This window comes from Chthoniobacterales bacterium (assembly GCA_035274845.1).
Taxonomy (GTDB): domain Bacteria; phylum Verrucomicrobiota; class Verrucomicrobiia; order Chthoniobacterales; family UBA10450; genus AV80.
In genome coordinates this window covers 331,882-348,577 of sequence record DATENU010000020.1, presented here as the reverse complement: position 1 = coordinate 348,577, position 16,696 = coordinate 331,882, and the positions used below count along the sequence as shown (strand labels likewise).

Sequence of the window (16,696 nt, the reverse complement as noted above, 5' to 3'; positions counted from 1 at the left end):
GCCGACAGAGCGGCGTCGCTACAGCAGCAAAAAAGAGGGCGGTTTGGAAAGCGCCCCTCCTTGGTTTGCTAACGGCGCTCTCCATTTTAGGAGCTTCAACCTGTTGGGCGGAGCCGATCCTCGCGGGTTCGAAGAAATTCACCGAATCATATGTCCTGGCCGAGATCGCCAAGCGCTCTTTGGAAAATGCCGGCGTCCCGACCGAGCATCGCCAGGGAATGGGAGGGACCATCATTCTCTGGCAGGCCCTGCGGAGCAACCAGATCGGCTTCTATCCGGAATACACGGGCACAATCAGCGAGGAAATTCTCAAGACGCCAGCGACCACCACCGCGGCCGAGATGCAGGAACTACTGGCGAAATCCGGTGTCGGAATGACCGGCGAGCTTGGCTTTAACAACACCTACGCCCTGGTCATGTCACGCACTGCCGCGGAGCAAAAACAAATTCGCACGATCAGCGATTTGCGAAACCATCCCGAATTTAAGTTCGGGATGACCCACGAATTTCTTAATCGGCGGGACGGCTGGCAACCACTGGCCGCTCGCTATCAGCTGGCCGGGACAAATATCGTGGGCCTCGATCACGGCCTCGGTTACGATGCGCTGCGGAACGGTTCGATCGACGTTAAAGACGCTTATTCGACCGACGCAAAAATCGGCGAGTACGATCTGGTCGTGCTCGAGGATGATCTCGGATTCTTCCCCCAATACAAAGCCGTTTTCCTTTATCGACTCGCCCTCCCGGCCAACGCCATTTCAGTTTTGCAGGGGCTGGCGGGAACGCTGGATGCGAAGCGCATGATCCAACTCAACGCCGAAGCGGAACGGACGAAAAACTATGCGCAGGCGGCTGATCTCTATTTTACCGACACCGCTTCGTCCCAAGGCCCGCGGATCGGCGAACCGTTCGGTCGCAAGTTATGGCGCTGGACCTCCCGGCACCTGCAGCTGGCGGGGCTTTCCCTGCTCCTCTCGATTGCAGTCGGAATTCCGCTTGGCATCGCCGCCAGCCGCGGCGGCGCCACCGGCCAGGTGATTCTCGGCCTAACGAGCGCGGTCCAAACCATTCCCTCCCTCGCCCTGCTGGCCCTGCTGGTGCCGGTTCCCTTTCTTGGCATCAGCGCGCGCACCGCGATTGCCGCGCTTTTCCTTTATGGATTGCTTCCCATTGTCCGCAACACCGCAACCGGCCTGCAGGATATCGCCTTGCCGATCCGCGAATCCGCCGTCGCCCTCGGCCTGGAACGTCGGGCGCGTTTGTGGAAAATCTACCTTCCCATCGCCTCGCGTTCGATCCTCGGTGGAATCAAGACCAGCGCCGTCATCAACATCGGAACAGCCACTCTCGCCGCCCTCATCGGCGCCGGTGGCTTGGGCGAACCGATCCTGAGCGGCCTGAATTTGAACGACCACGTCACGATCTTGCAGGGCGCGATTCCCGCTGCCGTCCTCGCGCTTCTCGTGCAATGGAGCTTTGATCTACTCGACCGGCTCTTGATTCCAAAAGGACTGCGGTTGTAGGCCGCTGGTAGGGACGCCGCGCGGCGTCCGAGAGTTTTTGCGACGCTCTCCAATCCGGCGGAAGGCGCAGCGCGCCGTCCCTACCATTTGCATGGAGCATTGGCGCGGGATAAATCGAAATAATGGCCATTGCCTCCGTCAATCCGACCACCGGTGAAACGCTGAAGAAATTCACCGCGATCGATTCGCGCCGGATCGAGGAAATATTGGCGAAGGCGGACCGCGCGTTTCAATCCCACCGAAAGACTTCCTTCGCCCAACGGGCGGGTTGGCTAAATGCCGCCGCTGACTCGCTGGAGAAAGAGAAAGCGCGTCTCGCCGGAATCATGACGCTGGAAATGGGCAAGCTCCTGGGCGCCGCCGAGGACGAAATCGGAAAATGCGTGCGCGGCTGCCGGTATTACGCGGAGCACGCCGAACGATTTCTGACCGACCAGAAGATCGAGACCGAAACCGGGCGCAACTACCTCCGCTACGAGCCAATCGGGCCGGTCCTCGCGATCATGCCGTGGAATTTTCCGTTCTGGCAGGTGTTCCGCTTCGCGGCCCCGGCCGTGATGGCGGGCAACGTGGCGCTGCTCAAGCACGCGGCCAATGTCCCGCAATGCGCGCTCGCCATTGAGGAAATCTTCGGCGAAGCGGGCTTCGGCGAGGGCGTATTTCAGAACCTTCTGATCGAAACAGAACAGGTGGCGCCTATCATTGACGACTCGCGAGTCATGGCTGTGACGCTGACCGGGAGTGAGCGCGCCGGCAGCGCCGTGGCGAGCGCCGCGGCCCGCCAGATCAAGAAGAGCGTGCTGGAGCTCGGCGGAAGCGATCCGTGGATTGTGATGCCGAGCGCCGATCTCGACGCCGCGATCAAAACGGGAGTCGCGGCGCGAATCCAGAACGCCGGCCAATCGTGCATCGCCGCGAAGCGTTTCATCCTGGCGGAACAAATCTACGACCGGTTTCTCGACGAGTTCGTAAATCGAATGCGGTCGCTCAAGGTGGGCGATCCGCTCGATCCGGAAACGGAAATCGGGCCGCTCGCCACCGAAGCCATCCTGCGCGGCGTGGACGAGCAGGTGCAGAAATCGGTCGCGGCCGGCGCCAAATTGCTGACGGGCGGGAAACGGGTCGAGCGCGCCGGTTTCTTCTACGAGCCCACGGTGCTCGCCGATGTTCCACCTGATTCCCCGGCCTATCGCGAAGAGATTTTCGGGCCGGTCGCGAGTGTGTTTCGAGCGAAGGACGCGACCGAGGCGATCCGGATCGCGAACGACAGCTCGTTTGGCCTCGGCGCCAGCGCGTGGACCAACGATCCGGCGGAGAAAGAGATCTTCGCAAACGAACTCGAAGCCGGAATGGTTTTCATCAACAAAATGGTTGCCTCCGATCCCCGGCTGCCCTTCGGCGGCGCGAAGCGTTCCGGTTTTGGACGCGAGCTCGGCGTCGATGGAATCCGCGAGTTCGTCAACCTGAAGACTGTCTCGATCGCGTAAAGATCATAGCTTCCTCTCAGTCACCATGCATCCCCACGGATTTTTCAAGTTCGGAACCCTTCTATTCCTTTTAAACAGCGCCCTTGCTGCAGCCAGCGATGAAGAGAAATCGCCGGCCGTTTCCTTCGATACGTTCCCCCTGCCCGTGAAGCGATTCTATGTGTTCTCGAACCCCGGCACGCCTGTAGCAAAGGCGCTGGAAATGAATAGCCCCTTCCCAGATGATTTTCCGCCCAATACTGCAGTCTATCTGGAGGATCTTCGCAGCTATCCATCGTTGGAGAAGGGGCCACGATACATGATGACCGCCAGGAATGTGCTACGGGTCTTCAACATATCCGGGATGAAGACTGCTCCCTACGAGACAATTCAATCCTCCGTTAAGGAGTTGCGCGCACTTTTAAAGGCACGATCAGCTGTTCTCAAACACAGGGAAGACAAAGGCCAAAACGAAGCGCGTTTTCCCGATTATCCGTCGCGTAATGCCGGACATCTCGTCGAAGTCAAACCCAGTTTTGTCGATGCCCCCTGGGGAAGCGGATTCTTCTATGTCACCAGGTTTGTCCAAGGCATCGGCGAATGGCCCGACAATGAGACCCTGGTCTATTTGCTCCAGGGTCTGAGCAAAGATGGTCGATACTATGTCTCCGCCGATTTTCGAATTACCCATCCAGCGTTAGAGCACGCGAAACCAGCCAATGACAGCAACGAAGAAGCGGACAAGTTGACGGAAAAACTCGGCGCTCTTTTGGCGAAGGAGCGCGACGACTCATTCACACCGTCGCTAAAAAAGATTCGAGACTGGGCCGCGACTCTGAAGATTGAGTAAGGCTTATCGCTGTGCCGGCATCGTCAGCGACGGCAGGACCGTTTCGATGCTGGCGCGTTCCGGTTCCAGCCACGGTGGAAGCACGAGCGATTCGCCGAGGTGCGCCGGGTCTTCGTCGACGGCAAATCCCGGGCCTTCGGTCGCGAGCTCGAAAAGGACGCCGCCGGGTTCCGGGAAATAGACGGACTTAAACCAAAACCGGTCGATGACGGGCGTTGGCCGCGAGCCGCCGTTGCGCACACGCTCGCGCACTTCGAGCTGATGCGTTTCATCGTCCACCCGCCAGGCCAGGTGATGGATACTCCCGGTTCCCCAGGCGCCGCGAACAGCCATGGGCATTTCGCGAATGTCGACATAACTGCCCGATTTTCCGTCGCCGACCGCATAGCGATGCCACCCGCCCTCGGTCCCGACATGGGTAAAATCCATCGCGTTCGAGAGAAACGAAGTGGTCCGAACGAGGTCGGGCTCCACTAACCGCGCACTTTCCAAACCGCGAATCTGATGTTCGACCGCGATCGGGCTTCCTTCCCACGGCGTGAATGGGCGGCGCGTGGAATCTTCGCTTTCCACCAGCGCAATCTGTAGTCCGTGGGGGTCGCGGAGGGGAAGGGCTTGCCGTTCGAAACGGGTCTCGGCATTGCCCAGGCTCGCTCCGTATTTCTGCAACCGGGTGCCCCAGAAATCCAAACTGCCGGGCGGGACCGCCAGCGAAACCTCGCTGCTCAGGCCGTAACCATCACGGCTTGGCGCCATCCGAGCCCAGGGAAAGAAGGTGAGATCGGTGCCTGGATGACCTTCGGCATCCGCGTAAAAAAGATGATAGGTACTTGGATCGTCCTGGTTTACACTTTTCTTAACCAATCGCATTCCCAGGACGCCTGCATAAAAATCCAAATTCTCCTGGGCCGGTCCGGAAATGGCCGTGACATGGTGAAGTCCTCTGACGCTTTGCATTGCCCGCCATCATCGCGCGGCGTGACCGCCAGCGCTATTGCAAATGCGATAACAGCCTGATGTTTCGACAAGTGGGAAGGGTGGCAGCCGATCAGCTTCAAGGAACGGCGGTTTGAAACCGCCGACACCGAAGACGGCGATTTCAAATCGCCGCTCCTTGAGGCTGAAGGCGGAAAATTTCCCGCTATTGCAAATGATAGGCTTCTACGAGCGCGATACCGCTCGTCCCGCCGACGCCACTGACCACTGCGGTGTAATTGCCCGGCGCCAGATCGGCGAGGATCGCCGATTCCAAATCATTCGTAGGGGCGAGACCGGTGCCGGCGATCGCCGCCCGTTGGGAATCCTTCCAGTTGTTGTTCGAGAAAATCACGGCGCCGTTGGCATCGAACAAATTCATCTGCGGATCGGAAATCGCGTTCTGAATCCCCGCCCCCGCCAGCGATGGACCAAGCGCCCGAAACAGAACCCGGGCGGTATCCGGTCCGGTCACGATGGCTCCGCCAATCATGACGTTTTGGCCGGCGCCCACCAAGCCACGCGTGCTGAGATTACCGAGCTTGGAGGCGGCGCTTTCCTCCAGGTCGTAAACTTCCACGAGACCAATTCCCGTCGCGTTGCCCAGGCCGCGCAGGACGGCGGTGTAGGCGCCGGGCGCAAGATTGGACAGGATCGCCGACTCGAGATCATTCGTGGGCGCGAGATTCGCGTTGAGGAGGGCCTGTTCCTGGGACTCTCGCCAATTATTATTGTTCACGAGCAGGTTGCCGGCGGAATCGTAAAGATCGAGCACGGGATCGCTGAGGCCCCCCTGGACTCCAGCGGCGGCGAGCGACGGCCCGAGTCCGCGCACCACGACCTGCTTGGCGGTGTTTCCAGAAATGATTAAGCCGGAAATCGCCACATTGTTCCCAGTGCCGACTTGGACCCGGGTGGACATGTTCCCGAGCGCATCGTGGCCAGTCACCCGGACAACGACCGCGTCGTAGGCCACGGCATGCACGCCGTCATCCGCGCTGAGCAGGAACGTGTAAGTGCCCGGCGTGTTCATGGTCGCTGTCGTCGACGCTTGACCTGGGTTTCCGATGACAACGCCGGCCGGACCGGAATAAAGTTTCCAGAGAAGAGTCGCCTGCCCGGACGGATCGGTCACGGTCCCGCTCAGCGCGATGTTGGCCGGTGCTTCCAGAAATTGATCGGCGCCCGCCGAAACACTCGGCGCGCCAGGCGACCGTGGACCTTCCGTCGGGCCTGTCGTCTGGATAATCTCGAAGCTGCTGATGCCGATGGTCGAAAGATGATCGAACGCCGTTGCGCTGAACCGATCGTCGGGACAAACAGAGACCGAGAAGAAATTCCCGTTGTCCGCGACCAGCGCTCCATATTTTTTGAGCGCCCGCAGAACGGCTTTTTCCTCGATCGTCCAGGTCTCGGGAATAACGAAACTCGATTTGAGCCGGACGCGCTGGCCCATCGCCGGGTAGTTCGTCGAAGTGGCCGGAATCGAGGAAGCGTAGTGGGTCGCGGGGTAAATATATTCGCGGCGGGTCTTGGCCACGACGATGCGCAAGGCGTGCTCGACCATGCCGCGCTGGCATTCATCGTAGCGAACCACGGCCGGAAACATCGGCAATCCCGCCGCGTCACCCGAAGTCCATCCGGCGGGACGCAACGTATTTGAATTGAGATTGAATTTCGCACCGTTCGACGCCTCCCAACCGCCGGTAGTCAACTTCGTCAGCCACGTCTCCCAAATCGAGCCCGCACCCGGCGCCACGATGATGGCGTGGCGATCCCCGCCCGTGTTGTTCACATCCTGTTGCCATTGCTGCAAGGTGAGATTGCCAGTCCCACGCGGCCAGGTCTCGATCGGGAGATTGCTCGGAATGGGATAGCTGCCATTCGGAAAGGTGCCCCCGTCGAGGTCTGATTCGTCCGGGTAGTTGAAAAATGGGATTGTCAGCCGCGGCTGATTGTCCGGGACGAGGACATAATTCATCTCGTAGAATGGGCGAAGCGTCCGGCGGTTGGACGCGAGGTCATTCGTGATCTGGGCAATGATTGCCTCGGAGTTCGGGTGCACCGGCCGGCGGGAAATGTCTTCGTTCCACGGGTTCTCACGCGGCATGATTTGCATCGCGGAAACGATCGCGTCCGCTGCCGCGGTATTGAACAGGGTCGGCGCCGTAACTACCGGCGCGGGCCCCAGGATCCGGCCCTCGTGGTTGATCCGTTCGGCGTTGACCGCGGAAGCAGCAATTAACGAGAGGAACAAAAGGCGTCGCATGTGCGGTAAAGGCAGCAGTACTTAAGCCGAAAAACGCGTTGTAGCGACGGCGCTCTGTCGCCGTAAGAACGCTTTGGCAGCAGAGCACGCTTGTTACGCCGACAGAGCGGCGTCGCTACAACGTGATCGAAGCAACCCTTACAACCAGCGCCGTTTCTTGAAATAGATGATCTGGAAGATCGCCAAGGCGAGCATGACGGCCCAACAACCGACGTATCCATACGGGGAAACCAGCTCCGGCATGTTCCAGGGAAGTTTCTTGCCGTCCACCTCGCGCGCGAAATTCATCCCATAAACGCCCACGATAAAAGTGAGCGGAATAAAGATGGAGGTGACGACCGTCAAAACCCGCATGATCTCGTTCGTCCGAATACCGACAGCGGAGAGATACAATTCCATCAATCCCGAGAGCACGTCGCGATAACTCTCCACCAAATCCATCAGCTGGACCGTGTGATCGTAACAATCGCGCAGATAGACCTTCGTCCCCTTGGTGACAAAGCCGGTTTCATCGTGCATGAGAATGTTCACCAGATCGCGCTCCGGCCAGACGTAACGGCGGAGGCGCGCGAGGGTCCGTTTGTGGCCGTGCAATTCCGCAACCGGGCTCGCGTTGGGTTGTAAATCGACCAGGCCTTCTTCGATCGCCTCGATCTTCGCCCCCACGTCTTCAAGCACCGGGTAATAGTGGTCCACGATCGAATCGAGCAACGCGTAGGCGAGATAATCCGGGCCCATCTTGCGAATGGTGCCGGTGGTGTTGCGGATGCGGGCCCGGACCGGCTCGAAGACATCGAACTCCGCTTCTTCCTGGAGGGTAATGAGAAAATGTTTGCCGAGGAACATGCTGACTTGCTCGCCGCACATGATCTGCCCGCGATCGAGGTAAAGCATGTGGGCGACGAGGAAAAGATAGTTGTCGTATTGTTCGACCTTTGGCCGCTGAAAAGTGTCGAGCACATCCTCGAGAGCCAGGGGATGCAAATTGAACTTCGAACCGAGCGCCCGCAGAACCTCGATGTCGCCCAGGCCGTCGATGTTGATCCAGGTCACGCGCTGGTTGTCGAAATGCGAAAGGAGCTCGGTGGTGTCCTCGATCACGCGCTCTTCCAGGGCAACGCGGTCGTATTCGATGAGCGTAATGACCGGCTTGCGCCGCAACACTTCTTTCTCCAGGCGCAGGGTGCCGGGAGATTCGCCCGGAATTGATTTGCGTAATCTGAGCATGAGTTACGGAAAAGGCTGCGCCGTCATCGCCGCGACCGCCACGTTTTTTCTCCGGCGCAACTCCATGATCCAAAGGCCGGCGATCGTCAACACGTCGCTGATCAGGTGGGTGGTTTGGGTGGAACTGACGGTGGCCGGTTGCAGCGTCGGTTCCAGAAGGTCGCGCACCGGTTTGATCTCGGTGGCGGTCGAACCGGCATCGGATTGTTTAAGCGCCGCGAGAGTCGCGTGCCGCTGCGTCGCCGTCGCTTTTATGGCGTCAAGATTTTCGTAGGCGAAGAGACCGAACAGGATCGAAACGATCAAGGTCGTCAGGGCGGCCGGCTGTTTCCGCAAAGACGAAAAAGCGAGAATCCCGCCGACGATGACGACATAGAGCGTCCAATAATTCTGCAACGCGGTGGTCCGCTCGAAATAGAGCTGAATCAGATCGGTATATTTCATGGCAGCGCTCATTATTGAAGGAGCCGCGGCGTGAGTGCGAGGAGAAATACGGGTTCGCTCTTCACCAGCGGTCTGACGGGGAGGTAACCGGGCTGTTACTTTTCTTCATTTTCGAATTTCGATTTGCGATTTTCGATTGAGGAAGGCAAAAGAGAAGGGGTGATGTTCCTCCATATCCTCGCCGGAGAGACGATTTTCCAGCAGCAGGAAAGAACGCTTTGGGGCATAGAAAGCGCGCTGTGGTGGGCCGTGGCCTTGCTGGTCATCGTGGCGTTGACAGGTTTTGCCGCGGTCGCGCGCCTTACGAAATTACGGGAGGTGAGCCGAGCGATCCTGGAGGAGCAACAGAAAGCGACGAAGATGCTGCAATATCTCAACGAGCGGGAATACGAGAAGGCGAAGCAGGTCCACGGCGACAGAGCGCCGTCGCTACAGCAAGAGAAGAAACCGGCGGTACCGGAGATTTACCGGATCGATTAGCCGCGCGCCCCGGATAAGGGAGATCGGCCAATTCAATCTTGAGTGGCTCCCTGGTTTCGTGATTAATTAGCAAGAGCGTATAGTGCGGATCTGGAGGTGCCATGGCTCCCTTCTACCGGCCCACCCCACAAATGACCAACCCCAACCCCAATTTCCTTAATCCCTCGAAAATCCGCGTGCACATGCACGTGCACGCGCTTTCGCCTAATTCTCGTTAGGCCACTAGTGTCGGCCGTATTTCCTGTTATGAAGACTGTCAGATTGCCCCGCTCCTTCACAGTGACTGCTTCAGGAACTGTCGGAGAGGTGTCGCGGGTGGACGAGACGTTCATCGAGAACACAAAGAAAATCATCCTGGCCGCTGCTCACATTGAGTCGCAGCTTGAGCGGATTATCATGCGATTTCTGTTTCCGCAGGCAAATGAGCAGCAATCGCTCTTTGAAGCCGCGATTCTTACGGCAGAGTTTTTCACGATGTCGGCGAAACGACGTGTTTTCCTCGCTATTTTAGCGAACTTCGACGCCATCTCTGGCGCCGAGCGATCCGAGATTGATCGCCTCCTCGCTAGAGTCATCCGCTACCGAAACGCGTTTACACATGGTCGAGTTTCTTACGGCAAGGCTTATGAGGCGACCCTGAGTTACTTCGAGGGCGCGCCTAGGACAGCAGTGATCACAGATGATTACTTGACCACCTTGGAGACGGATATTCTTTCTTGCTTCACCGTGATAGATGAGCTCGCTGTAAAAGCCGGACTGTATCCGGCACCCAAAACAATGACCATGCCCTCGGCCTAACCCTACGATGGAGCGAACGACGGACCGCTGTGCGCTTTCAGTTTGAGATGACTTCCACACTTCTATTCCGTTCGACACGCGGTCTCGTCCGCCGTCGCTCATCTTGTTCTCGTTAGACCTGTTCAAGATGAAGGAACCAGTCCTTGTATGTCCACACTGCGGTAATATGACCCCGCACAAAGAGGTCTTCCGCCACAGCTACATCGGAGATTGGTATAACTCCAAAGGAGAGCCGATGGAAGATCCTCCCGAATCCTGCTATATCGGTTTCTCCTGCTCGACGTGTGGCGATCTAAGTATTTACGAGAGCGTCGACGACGCTGGCGAAATCGGATCGTTGGTTTTCCCAGCTGATGTCGCTCTCGATAAATCCATTCCGGAAATAGTCGCTGAAAACTACCGTGAGTCCAAGCGCGTGCAAAAGGTTTCCCAAAATGCTTTCGCGGTGTTGATGCGGCGCGCTCTGGAAGCTCTCTGCGACGACAGAAAAGTGCCGTCAGGCACGCTTCATACTCGGCTCAAACATCTCGCCAACACTGGGGAAATCCCGCCTACACTTGTTGATATCACATCGGTCCTGCGCACCCTCGGGAATTCCGGCGCTCATAACACTGAACAGAAGGTAACGGTCCCGATGACGTGGCAAATGGATAAGTTCTTCCGAACTTTGGTTGAGTATGTTTATGTAGCGCCGGCGCGTCTAGCGGAGTTTCAGAAAAGCATCGCGCAAACCAAAACTCAACAAAGCGGAGCAGAAGAGGCCTAACCCCTATGAAGAGTGTCAACGAGTGAGTTGGCGTGTGGCCTTGGCGCAACAGGCTTTCAACCCAGGGCACAAACTCCGTCGGCGCGAAACGCCGGGCTGCCTTGGCCAGGAGGTTGGGCTTCCGCCGATGAAGTTCCTCCCGCCAGCTGCCGATCGCATTATCCCGGAAAAGCGACGCCCACGATGTTTTCCCTGCCTTCAGGCCGAGGCTCAACTTTGCAGTGCAACATTAGCTAGAGCGCTTCATTCGTGAATCGATTTAGGGCCGCCACGATTTCGGGTCGAATGATTACCGTGGGACGAACGCCCCGAATCAGGTCGAGCGCTTCTGGAACCGTCGCGGCCAGCCCGGCGCGCAAGAGATACGCGGCCGCAGCCGCAGCCGTCCGCGAGTATCCGATTTTGCAGTGAACGTAAACGATGCCCCTGGCGGATTGTTCCGCGATGAAGACTGCCATTTCCTCGAGCTGCTCCGTCGTCGGCGCGGTGAGGTCGAGTACCGGCATGTTTAGATAAGTCATCGTCCGGAATGGCGGCGGCTCGGAAAATTCGGCGGTGAGATCGAGGATGGCGGTGACTCCCTGCTGGACGGCCGCGGCAGCTTCCCGTCGGTTGAGAGTTCGGCCGATCCACACTCGCGGCGTCAGCTCGTGCCACGCCCGGCATTGCCGCTGGTAGTAGAGGCGGGAGAGTTTGTGACCTAACAAAACAGGGCCCAGCGCCCACCACGACGTCCAAGGTAACTGACCGTTCTCTTTCCGGAACACTACCGGGCCGAAACCGAAGTAGGCTGCCGATGCGATGCCCAGCGACACCACCGGCCAAAGCAGGAACGCTCCCCACGGCCACCAAAGAACAACCAAGCCCAGAACAATCAGAGTGCCGATGAAATAGTATGCGCCGACGCGCCGATTCGCCATGACCGGAAGGCGCGGAGCCGGTTGCCGAAAGAAGTAGAGGCAATAGGCGCCCAGGGCGAAGCCGGCCACGACATCCATGACATGATGTTGATAAGTCAGGACTGCCGAGAGTCCGATGAGAATGAACCAGATGTTGGAAGCCTGACGTAAGACGCCGCGGGTATGGCGCGCGTAAAATTCCGCCAGGATGGTGCGCAGCGCGATGTGGAGCGATGGCAGCAAATTGTAAGGCTGATCCAGTCCCCGGAACCAATCGAAGAGCGCGCCGAGCCAGCCGTCCGCGTGCGGGCGCTCAAAAGCAAAGCGCAACGGGAAGAGGAGAAAGCAAATCCCGCCGACGAGAATCGCGGCCGCGATCCGGTTTGAAAACGTAGCGAGTTCGCGGTTGTCCCGGCAAAGAAACGGGGCCGCGACAAAAAACAGGTCGATCGACATGTAGGGAGCGATCATGAGCGGGACAAAGGGGATGGAACGCTCCCACTCGAAGAACAGCGTCGGGACGTTGGCCCGGTGCGCGGTGAACCAGTTGCACCAGCCGTAAACAATGAGGAAAAGCGCCGAGAGGCCGATTGAGGCCGCAAGAGCCTTAAAGGTGGATCGATCGCTCCGCCGCTCGATGTTCTTACCGTGCGCCATTGGCGCCATTCTCACCATCGCGCGACGGAGCGCGCGATCCACCTGGCGATCCATCACGTCGCGCCACGGACACGCTGAAAATCCCCCACTCATCGATCTCCATCGTCATCTTTTCGAAGCCGGCTTCACGGACCACCTCATCCATTTCCGCCGTCGTGCGACAGCGCATGATCCACGGCTCTCCTTCCCGGTTGCGCAAAACTCTCGCGATGAATTCGAGCTGCGGGTGCCACGGCTGGTTCGTGTAGATGAGATAACCGCCCGGCTGGATGGCGTCGGCGAGACCGCGGAGCGACGTCAGCACCTCCGCATTCGAAGGAAACAGCTCGAACAATCCCGAGACAATGCCGATCGTCGGGCGGGGTTCGATCGCGGCCAGCGAGGAGCGATCGAACGCGTTCCCCACCTCGACGGTTACGTTCGTTAGGCCAAGTTCGGCCGCGAATCGCGCCGCGGCCTCCACATTCTCCCGTTTGTAATCCCGCAGCAGCGCCGTCATCGGGATCTCCGGCAAGCGGTGCATGGTTTCGAGCAGATAACGGCCGCCTCCCGCCGCGATGTCGGCGATCCGGACGGGCAGGCCGCTGGCCTGAACGCGCTCGATTACCTGCCGTAAAAGGATTTCGAGATTTTTCTTTCGCTGCCGAATTCCGCGCCAGCCCGGGCTGTTCAGATAATTGCGGTCGATGAGCCGGCCCAGCGCCGTTGCGCCGCGCGGTTTGTTTTCGTAAACATAATCGAGCGTCAATCCGGAATCGAAACCGCTTCGCCAGCCGAGGTCGATCCCTTTGCTCAGGCGTCCGCCGGTTTTCAATGCGCCGCGGACGAGGGCAAACTGGGGACCGCCGCGCAGCTTCAGGCGCTCGTATTCCTCCCAGGTATGACCGTACTTGTCGGCTTCGAGCAACGAGGTCCGAGCAGGCGGCGCCGCGAAACGTTCGAGAATGAATTCGCGGGCACGATCGACCACCAGGGCCCGTTCCTTTTCGTGAAAGAGCGCATGAAACGCCGCCGGAAAAACGTGCATCCTTTTCATCGGCGACGAAAGGCCGTTGAAGAATTCTCGTTGCGCCTCCAGGCTGACGACCCAATCGCGGCCGGCGGAAAGCATCAGCGTTGGGACATTGATCGCGCCCGCATCGGCCAGGAGTCGCGTGCCGGCGTCGTGTAACCCAAGGAGAACGTTGACGGCGATCTGGCGAAAGATCAGCGGGTCGGCGTTGTAAAGCGCCGCCTGCCCGGGATCGTGGGTAAGCATCTTCGCTTTCACGTAACTCTTCACGAAGCCGGGTCCGAAGAATTTTTGTTTCAACCGGAGCGACGGAATGGCGAACGGAACGTAAAGCCGAACCCGAAACGCGGGAGTGGCCAGGATCATCGCGCGGATCGGCGGCGCGTAATCGTGCACCCAGGCCGCGGCGGTGACCGCCCCGACGCTGTGGGCCAGGACGATCATGTTTGGCAACTCGAAGCCATGATGTTCGCTGACGTGGCGGACAAAGGCATCGACGTCTTTCACCATCATGCCGAAATTCTCCGCCGAACCGCGCTCGCCCGGCGACCGGCCGTGGCCGCGCGCGTCCCATGCGAAGACGGCGACGTCGTCGAGGCCGAGCATTTTCACAAATTCCGCCCACCGTCCGGAATGTTCGTGACCGCGGTGGAACAGGAGGAGCGCTTTGTCAGTTTTCTTCGCGGGAATCCAGGCGCGATAAAAAAGCTGCACGCCGTCCCAGGTCGAAAAGAATTGCCCGGCTGGCGCTCCGCTTGCCGATCGCGGTTCCGATGGCAACCGGAGCGGTTGCCCTACAACAGATTCAGACGGCGTCGGTTGCCCGGAAATGGATTCAGTGGCTTGCACGGTTATGGCGCGAGTTTCTGCACGGCAGCCCGCAGCTCCGCCGCAATTGCGGCGCTCGAATTCCTGTCGGGAATGATCGCACCATAGCTTCGCGGCGCGCCGATGATCAGCCGCACTTTGCGCGGGCGTGGCAGCCGGGAGCCTTTCGGCCAGGCCCGGGCAGCGCCGTCGAGGTAACAGGGCAAAACGGGAATGTCTCGCCCGGCCAGAAGCGCGCCGATGCCCGGCTTAAATTCCTGGAGCGTGCCGCTCGTCGACCTGGTCCCTTCCGGAAAAATGATCAGGACGTTGCCGGCATTCGCCAGCAACTCGGCGCAAATTCCGAGACTTTGCCGGACATGGTTCTGGCGCGCGAAAGGCAGGGCGTTCGCCACCACCGTCGCGATCCAAGTTCGCGGCACGCTTTTGAAAAAATAATCCGCGGCAGCCGCGGGAAAGGCCCGGTGCAATCTTCGTAACGGGAGAGCGGAGAGCAGGCAAACGGTATCGAGATGGCTGGAGTGGTTGGCGACCAGAACAAATGAGCGATTACTGCGCAGATGTTCTTCGCCCACGATTTCGAACCGGCAATAAACCCGAAGAAGAGCCCGAATGATCAGCGCCACGAGCGAACGCAAGCCATAGACGAGCATGTCCGGCTCACGAGGAAAATGGCGGAGCCGTTCGACCATGGTTTGGTCGAGGTCCTGGGCGGAGTCGTATTGCCATTTCTTCATCGCAATTCGGTGTAGTAACCAGCCATGTGGAGGAAGAGCGGCGCAACGTAAATCAAACTGTCGATCCGATCGAGAATGCCGCCGTGGCCTGGGATCAAACCTCCCATATCTTTCGTGCCAATGTCACGCTTGATCACGCTGATGGAAAGGTCGCCGAGTTGTCCGCCGATGCCAACGATCAGTCCGGTCAGGATCAATTGCCACGGGCCGAACTCCGGGAACGAAAACCGCAGCAGCCACGGCAGCACCATTGAGACCGCCAGCGCGCCAAGAGCGCCTTCCCACGTTTTTTTGGGACTGATCTCGCTCCGCAACGGGTGACGTCCGAAAAGCCGGCCAAAGGTGAACGCGGCCACGTCGTTCAGTTCCGTCGCGAAGATGACATAGAGAAGATAGCCATAGGCGTTCACGGCATTGGCCAGGAATCCGAGGTGGCCGAACATCCAACCGATGTAAACAAAGCCAACAATGCCGAGCGACATTCGCTGCAATTCGCCGCGGGCGCGGTTTCTCAGGATCGGCACGAGCAGAATCAGCGCAATGGCGAAGACCGGCACCGCCACAAAAAAGCTGTACCAGCCCTGGCCCGGTTCCTCGCCGCGCGGATGCGAAACGAGCGACGCCACGCCGACCGTCACGATGCCGGCATAGACAGCGCCGGTCATCCACCAGTCGCGATAGAGCCCGGAGGCGCGCGCGAATTCCTTAAACCCGAAAATGGCGAGAAGCGTAACGCCAACAATCGTGGGAACCCGCCCGGCGAAAAGCACCGCCAGGCCGATCGGCGCCATCACGAGCCACGAACGATAGGTGCTCCAGATCGGCCCGAGTGGTTTCTTGAAACCCCAATGGAGAAGACCGAGCACGATCCCCCCGCCCGCCAGCGAGAAAGAAATAATGAAGAGATAGGCGCGGAAGATCGGGTCCTCGAGCGCGTGATGTGGCGACATTAATGAGAGGCGGACTTCGCTTTCAACGCCGCCATGATTCGCTTCAGCCGGATCGCCATGGTCTGCAAGCAACCTGCCACGACAATCAGGCAAGCCCAATCCAGAATCGTCAAGCTTCCGAAGCGAACCGCCCCGTGGTTCCAACGGAGGCACGCGAACGTGAGCCACGCGCCGGCGTGAAGCGTCACCATCCGCCACGGCTTCGACATCGTTCCGCTGAATTCGCGCTCTCCCCCAACCGCTTGTCCAAACATCCCCACATAGGCGGTCAGGAGGGCGAAAATTGCAGCCCAATAACCCAGGAACGGGTTCATCCAGCCGCTGTGGGCGGCGCCGGCGAAAATCAGCACGTCGGAAACACGATCCGGAAGATCGTTCAGGATTTCTCCGCGCGAGCTCGCTTTGCCGGACGCGATCGCCACCATGCCATCGAGCATGTTGAACCAGAGCCGCAATTGGCAGAAGAGCGGCGCCAGGATAAGCAGCCACGGATGTTCCCCTGATTTCCAAAAGCAAACCGCCGCCAGCGCCGCGGCGACGATCGACGCGTACGAAATCGAATCCGGATGAACGCCCAGCCGGACGCAAAGCCTGGTCGCAAAATGGGCGGTGGAACGAAACCCTTCCGCGATCGGCCGTCGCGAAGTTGGTTCGTATTGCCCCATGCGAAATCGTGCGATCTGGTTTTGGTTCTACGGTTTCTCCGGCGCACGGTCAATCGGCGGCTTTACAATTCGAGGCAAATACGGCCGCACGGTGTAGCCGCGGCCCGCGGGATTAGTGTAGCAACACATTATTGCAAGTCGGCCCGAATC

At 59.1% G+C, this 16,696-nt stretch carries 15 protein-coding genes; 6 read left to right on the top strand and 9 right to left on the bottom strand.

Translation table 11 applies throughout. The features are described from left to right. Nucleotides 1–65: 65 nt before the first annotated feature. The 3 genes from VJU77_15135 to VJU77_15125 all read left to right on the top strand — a co-directional run bounded on the left by VJU77_15135 (nucleotide 66) and on the right by VJU77_15125 (nucleotide 3,839). Nucleotides 66–1,523 carry a glycine betaine ABC transporter substrate-binding protein gene (locus VJU77_15135; GenBank protein HKP04685.1) on the top strand — a complete coding sequence of 486 codons (1,458 nt, stop codon included), beginning with the start codon at nucleotides 66–68 and terminating at the stop codon, nucleotides 1,521–1,523. Between the two features lie 122 nt (nucleotides 1,524–1,645). Continuing rightward, nucleotides 1,646–3,010, top strand: a complete 1,365-nt coding sequence (locus VJU77_15130; protein ID HKP04684.1) for an NAD-dependent succinate-semialdehyde dehydrogenase — start codon at nucleotides 1,646–1,648, stop codon at nucleotides 3,008–3,010. A 145-nt stretch (nucleotides 3,011–3,155) separates the two neighbouring features. Further along, nucleotides 3,156–3,839, top strand: a complete 684-nt coding sequence (locus tag VJU77_15125) for a hypothetical protein (GenBank protein ID HKP04683.1) — start codon at nucleotides 3,156–3,158, stop codon at nucleotides 3,837–3,839. Between the two features lie 3 nt (nucleotides 3,840–3,842). Here VJU77_15125 and VJU77_15120 read toward each other — a convergent pair whose 3' ends face one another. From VJU77_15120 to VJU77_15105, 4 genes are all read right to left on the bottom strand, one after another. Next, nucleotides 3,843–4,796: a ring-cleaving dioxygenase gene (locus VJU77_15120; GenBank protein ID HKP04682.1), complete on the bottom strand. Its 954-nt coding sequence runs from the start codon at nucleotides 4,794–4,796 to the stop codon at nucleotides 3,843–3,845. A 184-nt stretch (nucleotides 4,797–4,980) separates the two neighbouring features. After that, nucleotides 4,981–7,083: a hypothetical protein gene (locus VJU77_15115; GenBank protein ID HKP04681.1), complete on the bottom strand. Its 2,103-nt coding sequence runs from the start codon at nucleotides 7,081–7,083 to the stop codon at nucleotides 4,981–4,983. 138 nt (nucleotides 7,084–7,221) lie between these two features. Further along, a complete protein-coding gene (corA, locus tag VJU77_15110; protein ID HKP04680.1) occupies nucleotides 7,222–8,310 on the bottom strand; it encodes a magnesium/cobalt transporter CorA in 1,089 nt (362 codons plus the stop codon). 3 nt (nucleotides 8,311–8,313) lie between these two features. Then, on the bottom strand, nucleotides 8,314–8,754 hold the full coding sequence (locus VJU77_15105) for a hypothetical protein (protein HKP04679.1): 441 nt from the start codon (nucleotides 8,752–8,754) through the stop codon (nucleotides 8,314–8,316). A 123-nt stretch (nucleotides 8,755–8,877) separates the two neighbouring features. On the opposite strand from VJU77_15105, the gene VJU77_15100 reads away from it, so the two are divergent. The 3 genes from VJU77_15100 (at nucleotide 8,878) to VJU77_15090 (ending at nucleotide 10,798) form a co-directional block, all read left to right on the top strand. Then, a complete protein-coding gene (locus tag VJU77_15100; protein ID HKP04678.1) occupies nucleotides 8,878–9,234 on the top strand; it encodes a hypothetical protein in 357 nt (118 codons plus the stop codon). A gap of 246 nt (nucleotides 9,235–9,480) precedes the next feature. Next, the gene (locus VJU77_15095; GenBank protein ID HKP04677.1) at nucleotides 9,481–10,032 is read left to right on the top strand and encodes a hypothetical protein; all 552 of its coding nucleotides are present in this window, start codon (nucleotides 9,481–9,483) and stop codon (nucleotides 10,030–10,032) included. Between the two features lie 166 nt (nucleotides 10,033–10,198). Further along, complete coding sequence (locus tag VJU77_15090) at nucleotides 10,199–10,798, top strand: DUF4145 domain-containing protein (protein ID HKP04676.1); 600 nt, start codon at nucleotides 10,199–10,201, stop codon at nucleotides 10,796–10,798. A gap of 233 nt (nucleotides 10,799–11,031) precedes the next feature. On the opposite strand, the gene VJU77_15085 is transcribed toward VJU77_15090, so the two are convergent. The 5 genes from VJU77_15085 to VJU77_15065 form a co-directional block, all read right to left on the bottom strand. Continuing rightward, nucleotides 11,032–12,354 (bottom strand): dual specificity protein phosphatase family protein, encoded by a 1,323-nt coding sequence (locus tag VJU77_15085; GenBank protein HKP04675.1) that lies wholly within the window; start codon nucleotides 12,352–12,354, stop codon nucleotides 11,032–11,034. After that, nucleotides 12,341–14,146: a bifunctional alpha/beta hydrolase/class I SAM-dependent methyltransferase gene (locus VJU77_15080; GenBank protein HKP04674.1), complete on the bottom strand. Its 1,806-nt coding sequence runs from the start codon at nucleotides 14,144–14,146 to the stop codon at nucleotides 12,341–12,343. The genes VJU77_15085 and VJU77_15080 overlap by 14 nt, the downstream gene beginning before the upstream one ends. Before the next feature lie 71 nt (nucleotides 14,147–14,217). Continuing rightward, on the bottom strand, nucleotides 14,218–14,931 hold the full coding sequence (locus VJU77_15075) for a lysophospholipid acyltransferase family protein (protein ID HKP04673.1): 714 nt from the start codon (nucleotides 14,929–14,931) through the stop codon (nucleotides 14,218–14,220). Next, a complete protein-coding gene (locus VJU77_15070; GenBank protein HKP04672.1) occupies nucleotides 14,928–15,881 on the bottom strand; it encodes a phosphatidate cytidylyltransferase in 954 nt (317 codons plus the stop codon). Before VJU77_15070 ends, VJU77_15075 begins: the two co-directional genes overlap by 4 nt. Then, nucleotides 15,881–16,546 carry a CDP-alcohol phosphatidyltransferase family protein gene (locus VJU77_15065; protein ID HKP04671.1) on the bottom strand — a complete coding sequence of 222 codons (666 nt, stop codon included), beginning with the start codon at nucleotides 16,544–16,546 and terminating at the stop codon, nucleotides 15,881–15,883. Before VJU77_15065 ends, VJU77_15070 begins: the two co-directional genes overlap by 1 nt. Between the last annotated feature and the right edge of the window lie 150 nt (nucleotides 16,547–16,696).

Excerpts from the sequence above, each read along its gene's own strand:
- VJU77_15130 (HKP04684.1), top strand. The coding sequence starts at position 1,646 with ATGGCCATTGCCTCCGTCAATCCGACCACCGGTGAAACGCTGAAGAAA.
- VJU77_15120 (HKP04682.1), bottom strand. The coding sequence starts at position 4,796 with ATGCAAAGCGTCAGAGGACTTCACCATGTCACGGCCATTTCCGGACCG.
- VJU77_15115 (HKP04681.1), bottom strand. The coding sequence starts at position 7,083 with ATGCGACGCCTTTTGTTCCTCTCGTTAATTGCTGCTTCCGCGGTCAAC.
- corA (HKP04680.1), bottom strand. The coding sequence starts at position 8,310 with ATGCTCAGATTACGCAAATCAATTCCGGGCGAATCTCCCGGCACCCTG.
- VJU77_15105 (HKP04679.1), bottom strand. The coding sequence starts at position 8,754 with ATGAAATATACCGATCTGATTCAGCTCTATTTCGAGCGGACCACCGCG.
- VJU77_15095 (HKP04677.1), top strand. The coding sequence starts at position 9,481 with ATGAAGACTGTCAGATTGCCCCGCTCCTTCACAGTGACTGCTTCAGGA.
- VJU77_15090 (HKP04676.1), top strand. The coding sequence starts at position 10,199 with ATGACCCCGCACAAAGAGGTCTTCCGCCACAGCTACATCGGAGATTGG.
- VJU77_15085 (HKP04675.1), bottom strand. The coding sequence starts at position 12,354 with ATGGCGCACGGTAAGAACATCGAGCGGCGGAGCGATCGATCCACCTTT.
- VJU77_15075 (HKP04673.1), bottom strand. The coding sequence starts at position 14,931 with ATGAAGAAATGGCAATACGACTCCGCCCAGGACCTCGACCAAACCATG.
- VJU77_15070 (HKP04672.1), bottom strand. The coding sequence starts at position 15,881 with ATGTCGCCACATCACGCGCTCGAGGACCCGATCTTCCGCGCCTATCTC.
- VJU77_15065 (HKP04671.1), bottom strand. The coding sequence starts at position 16,546 with ATGGGGCAATACGAACCAACTTCGCGACGGCCGATCGCGGAAGGGTTT.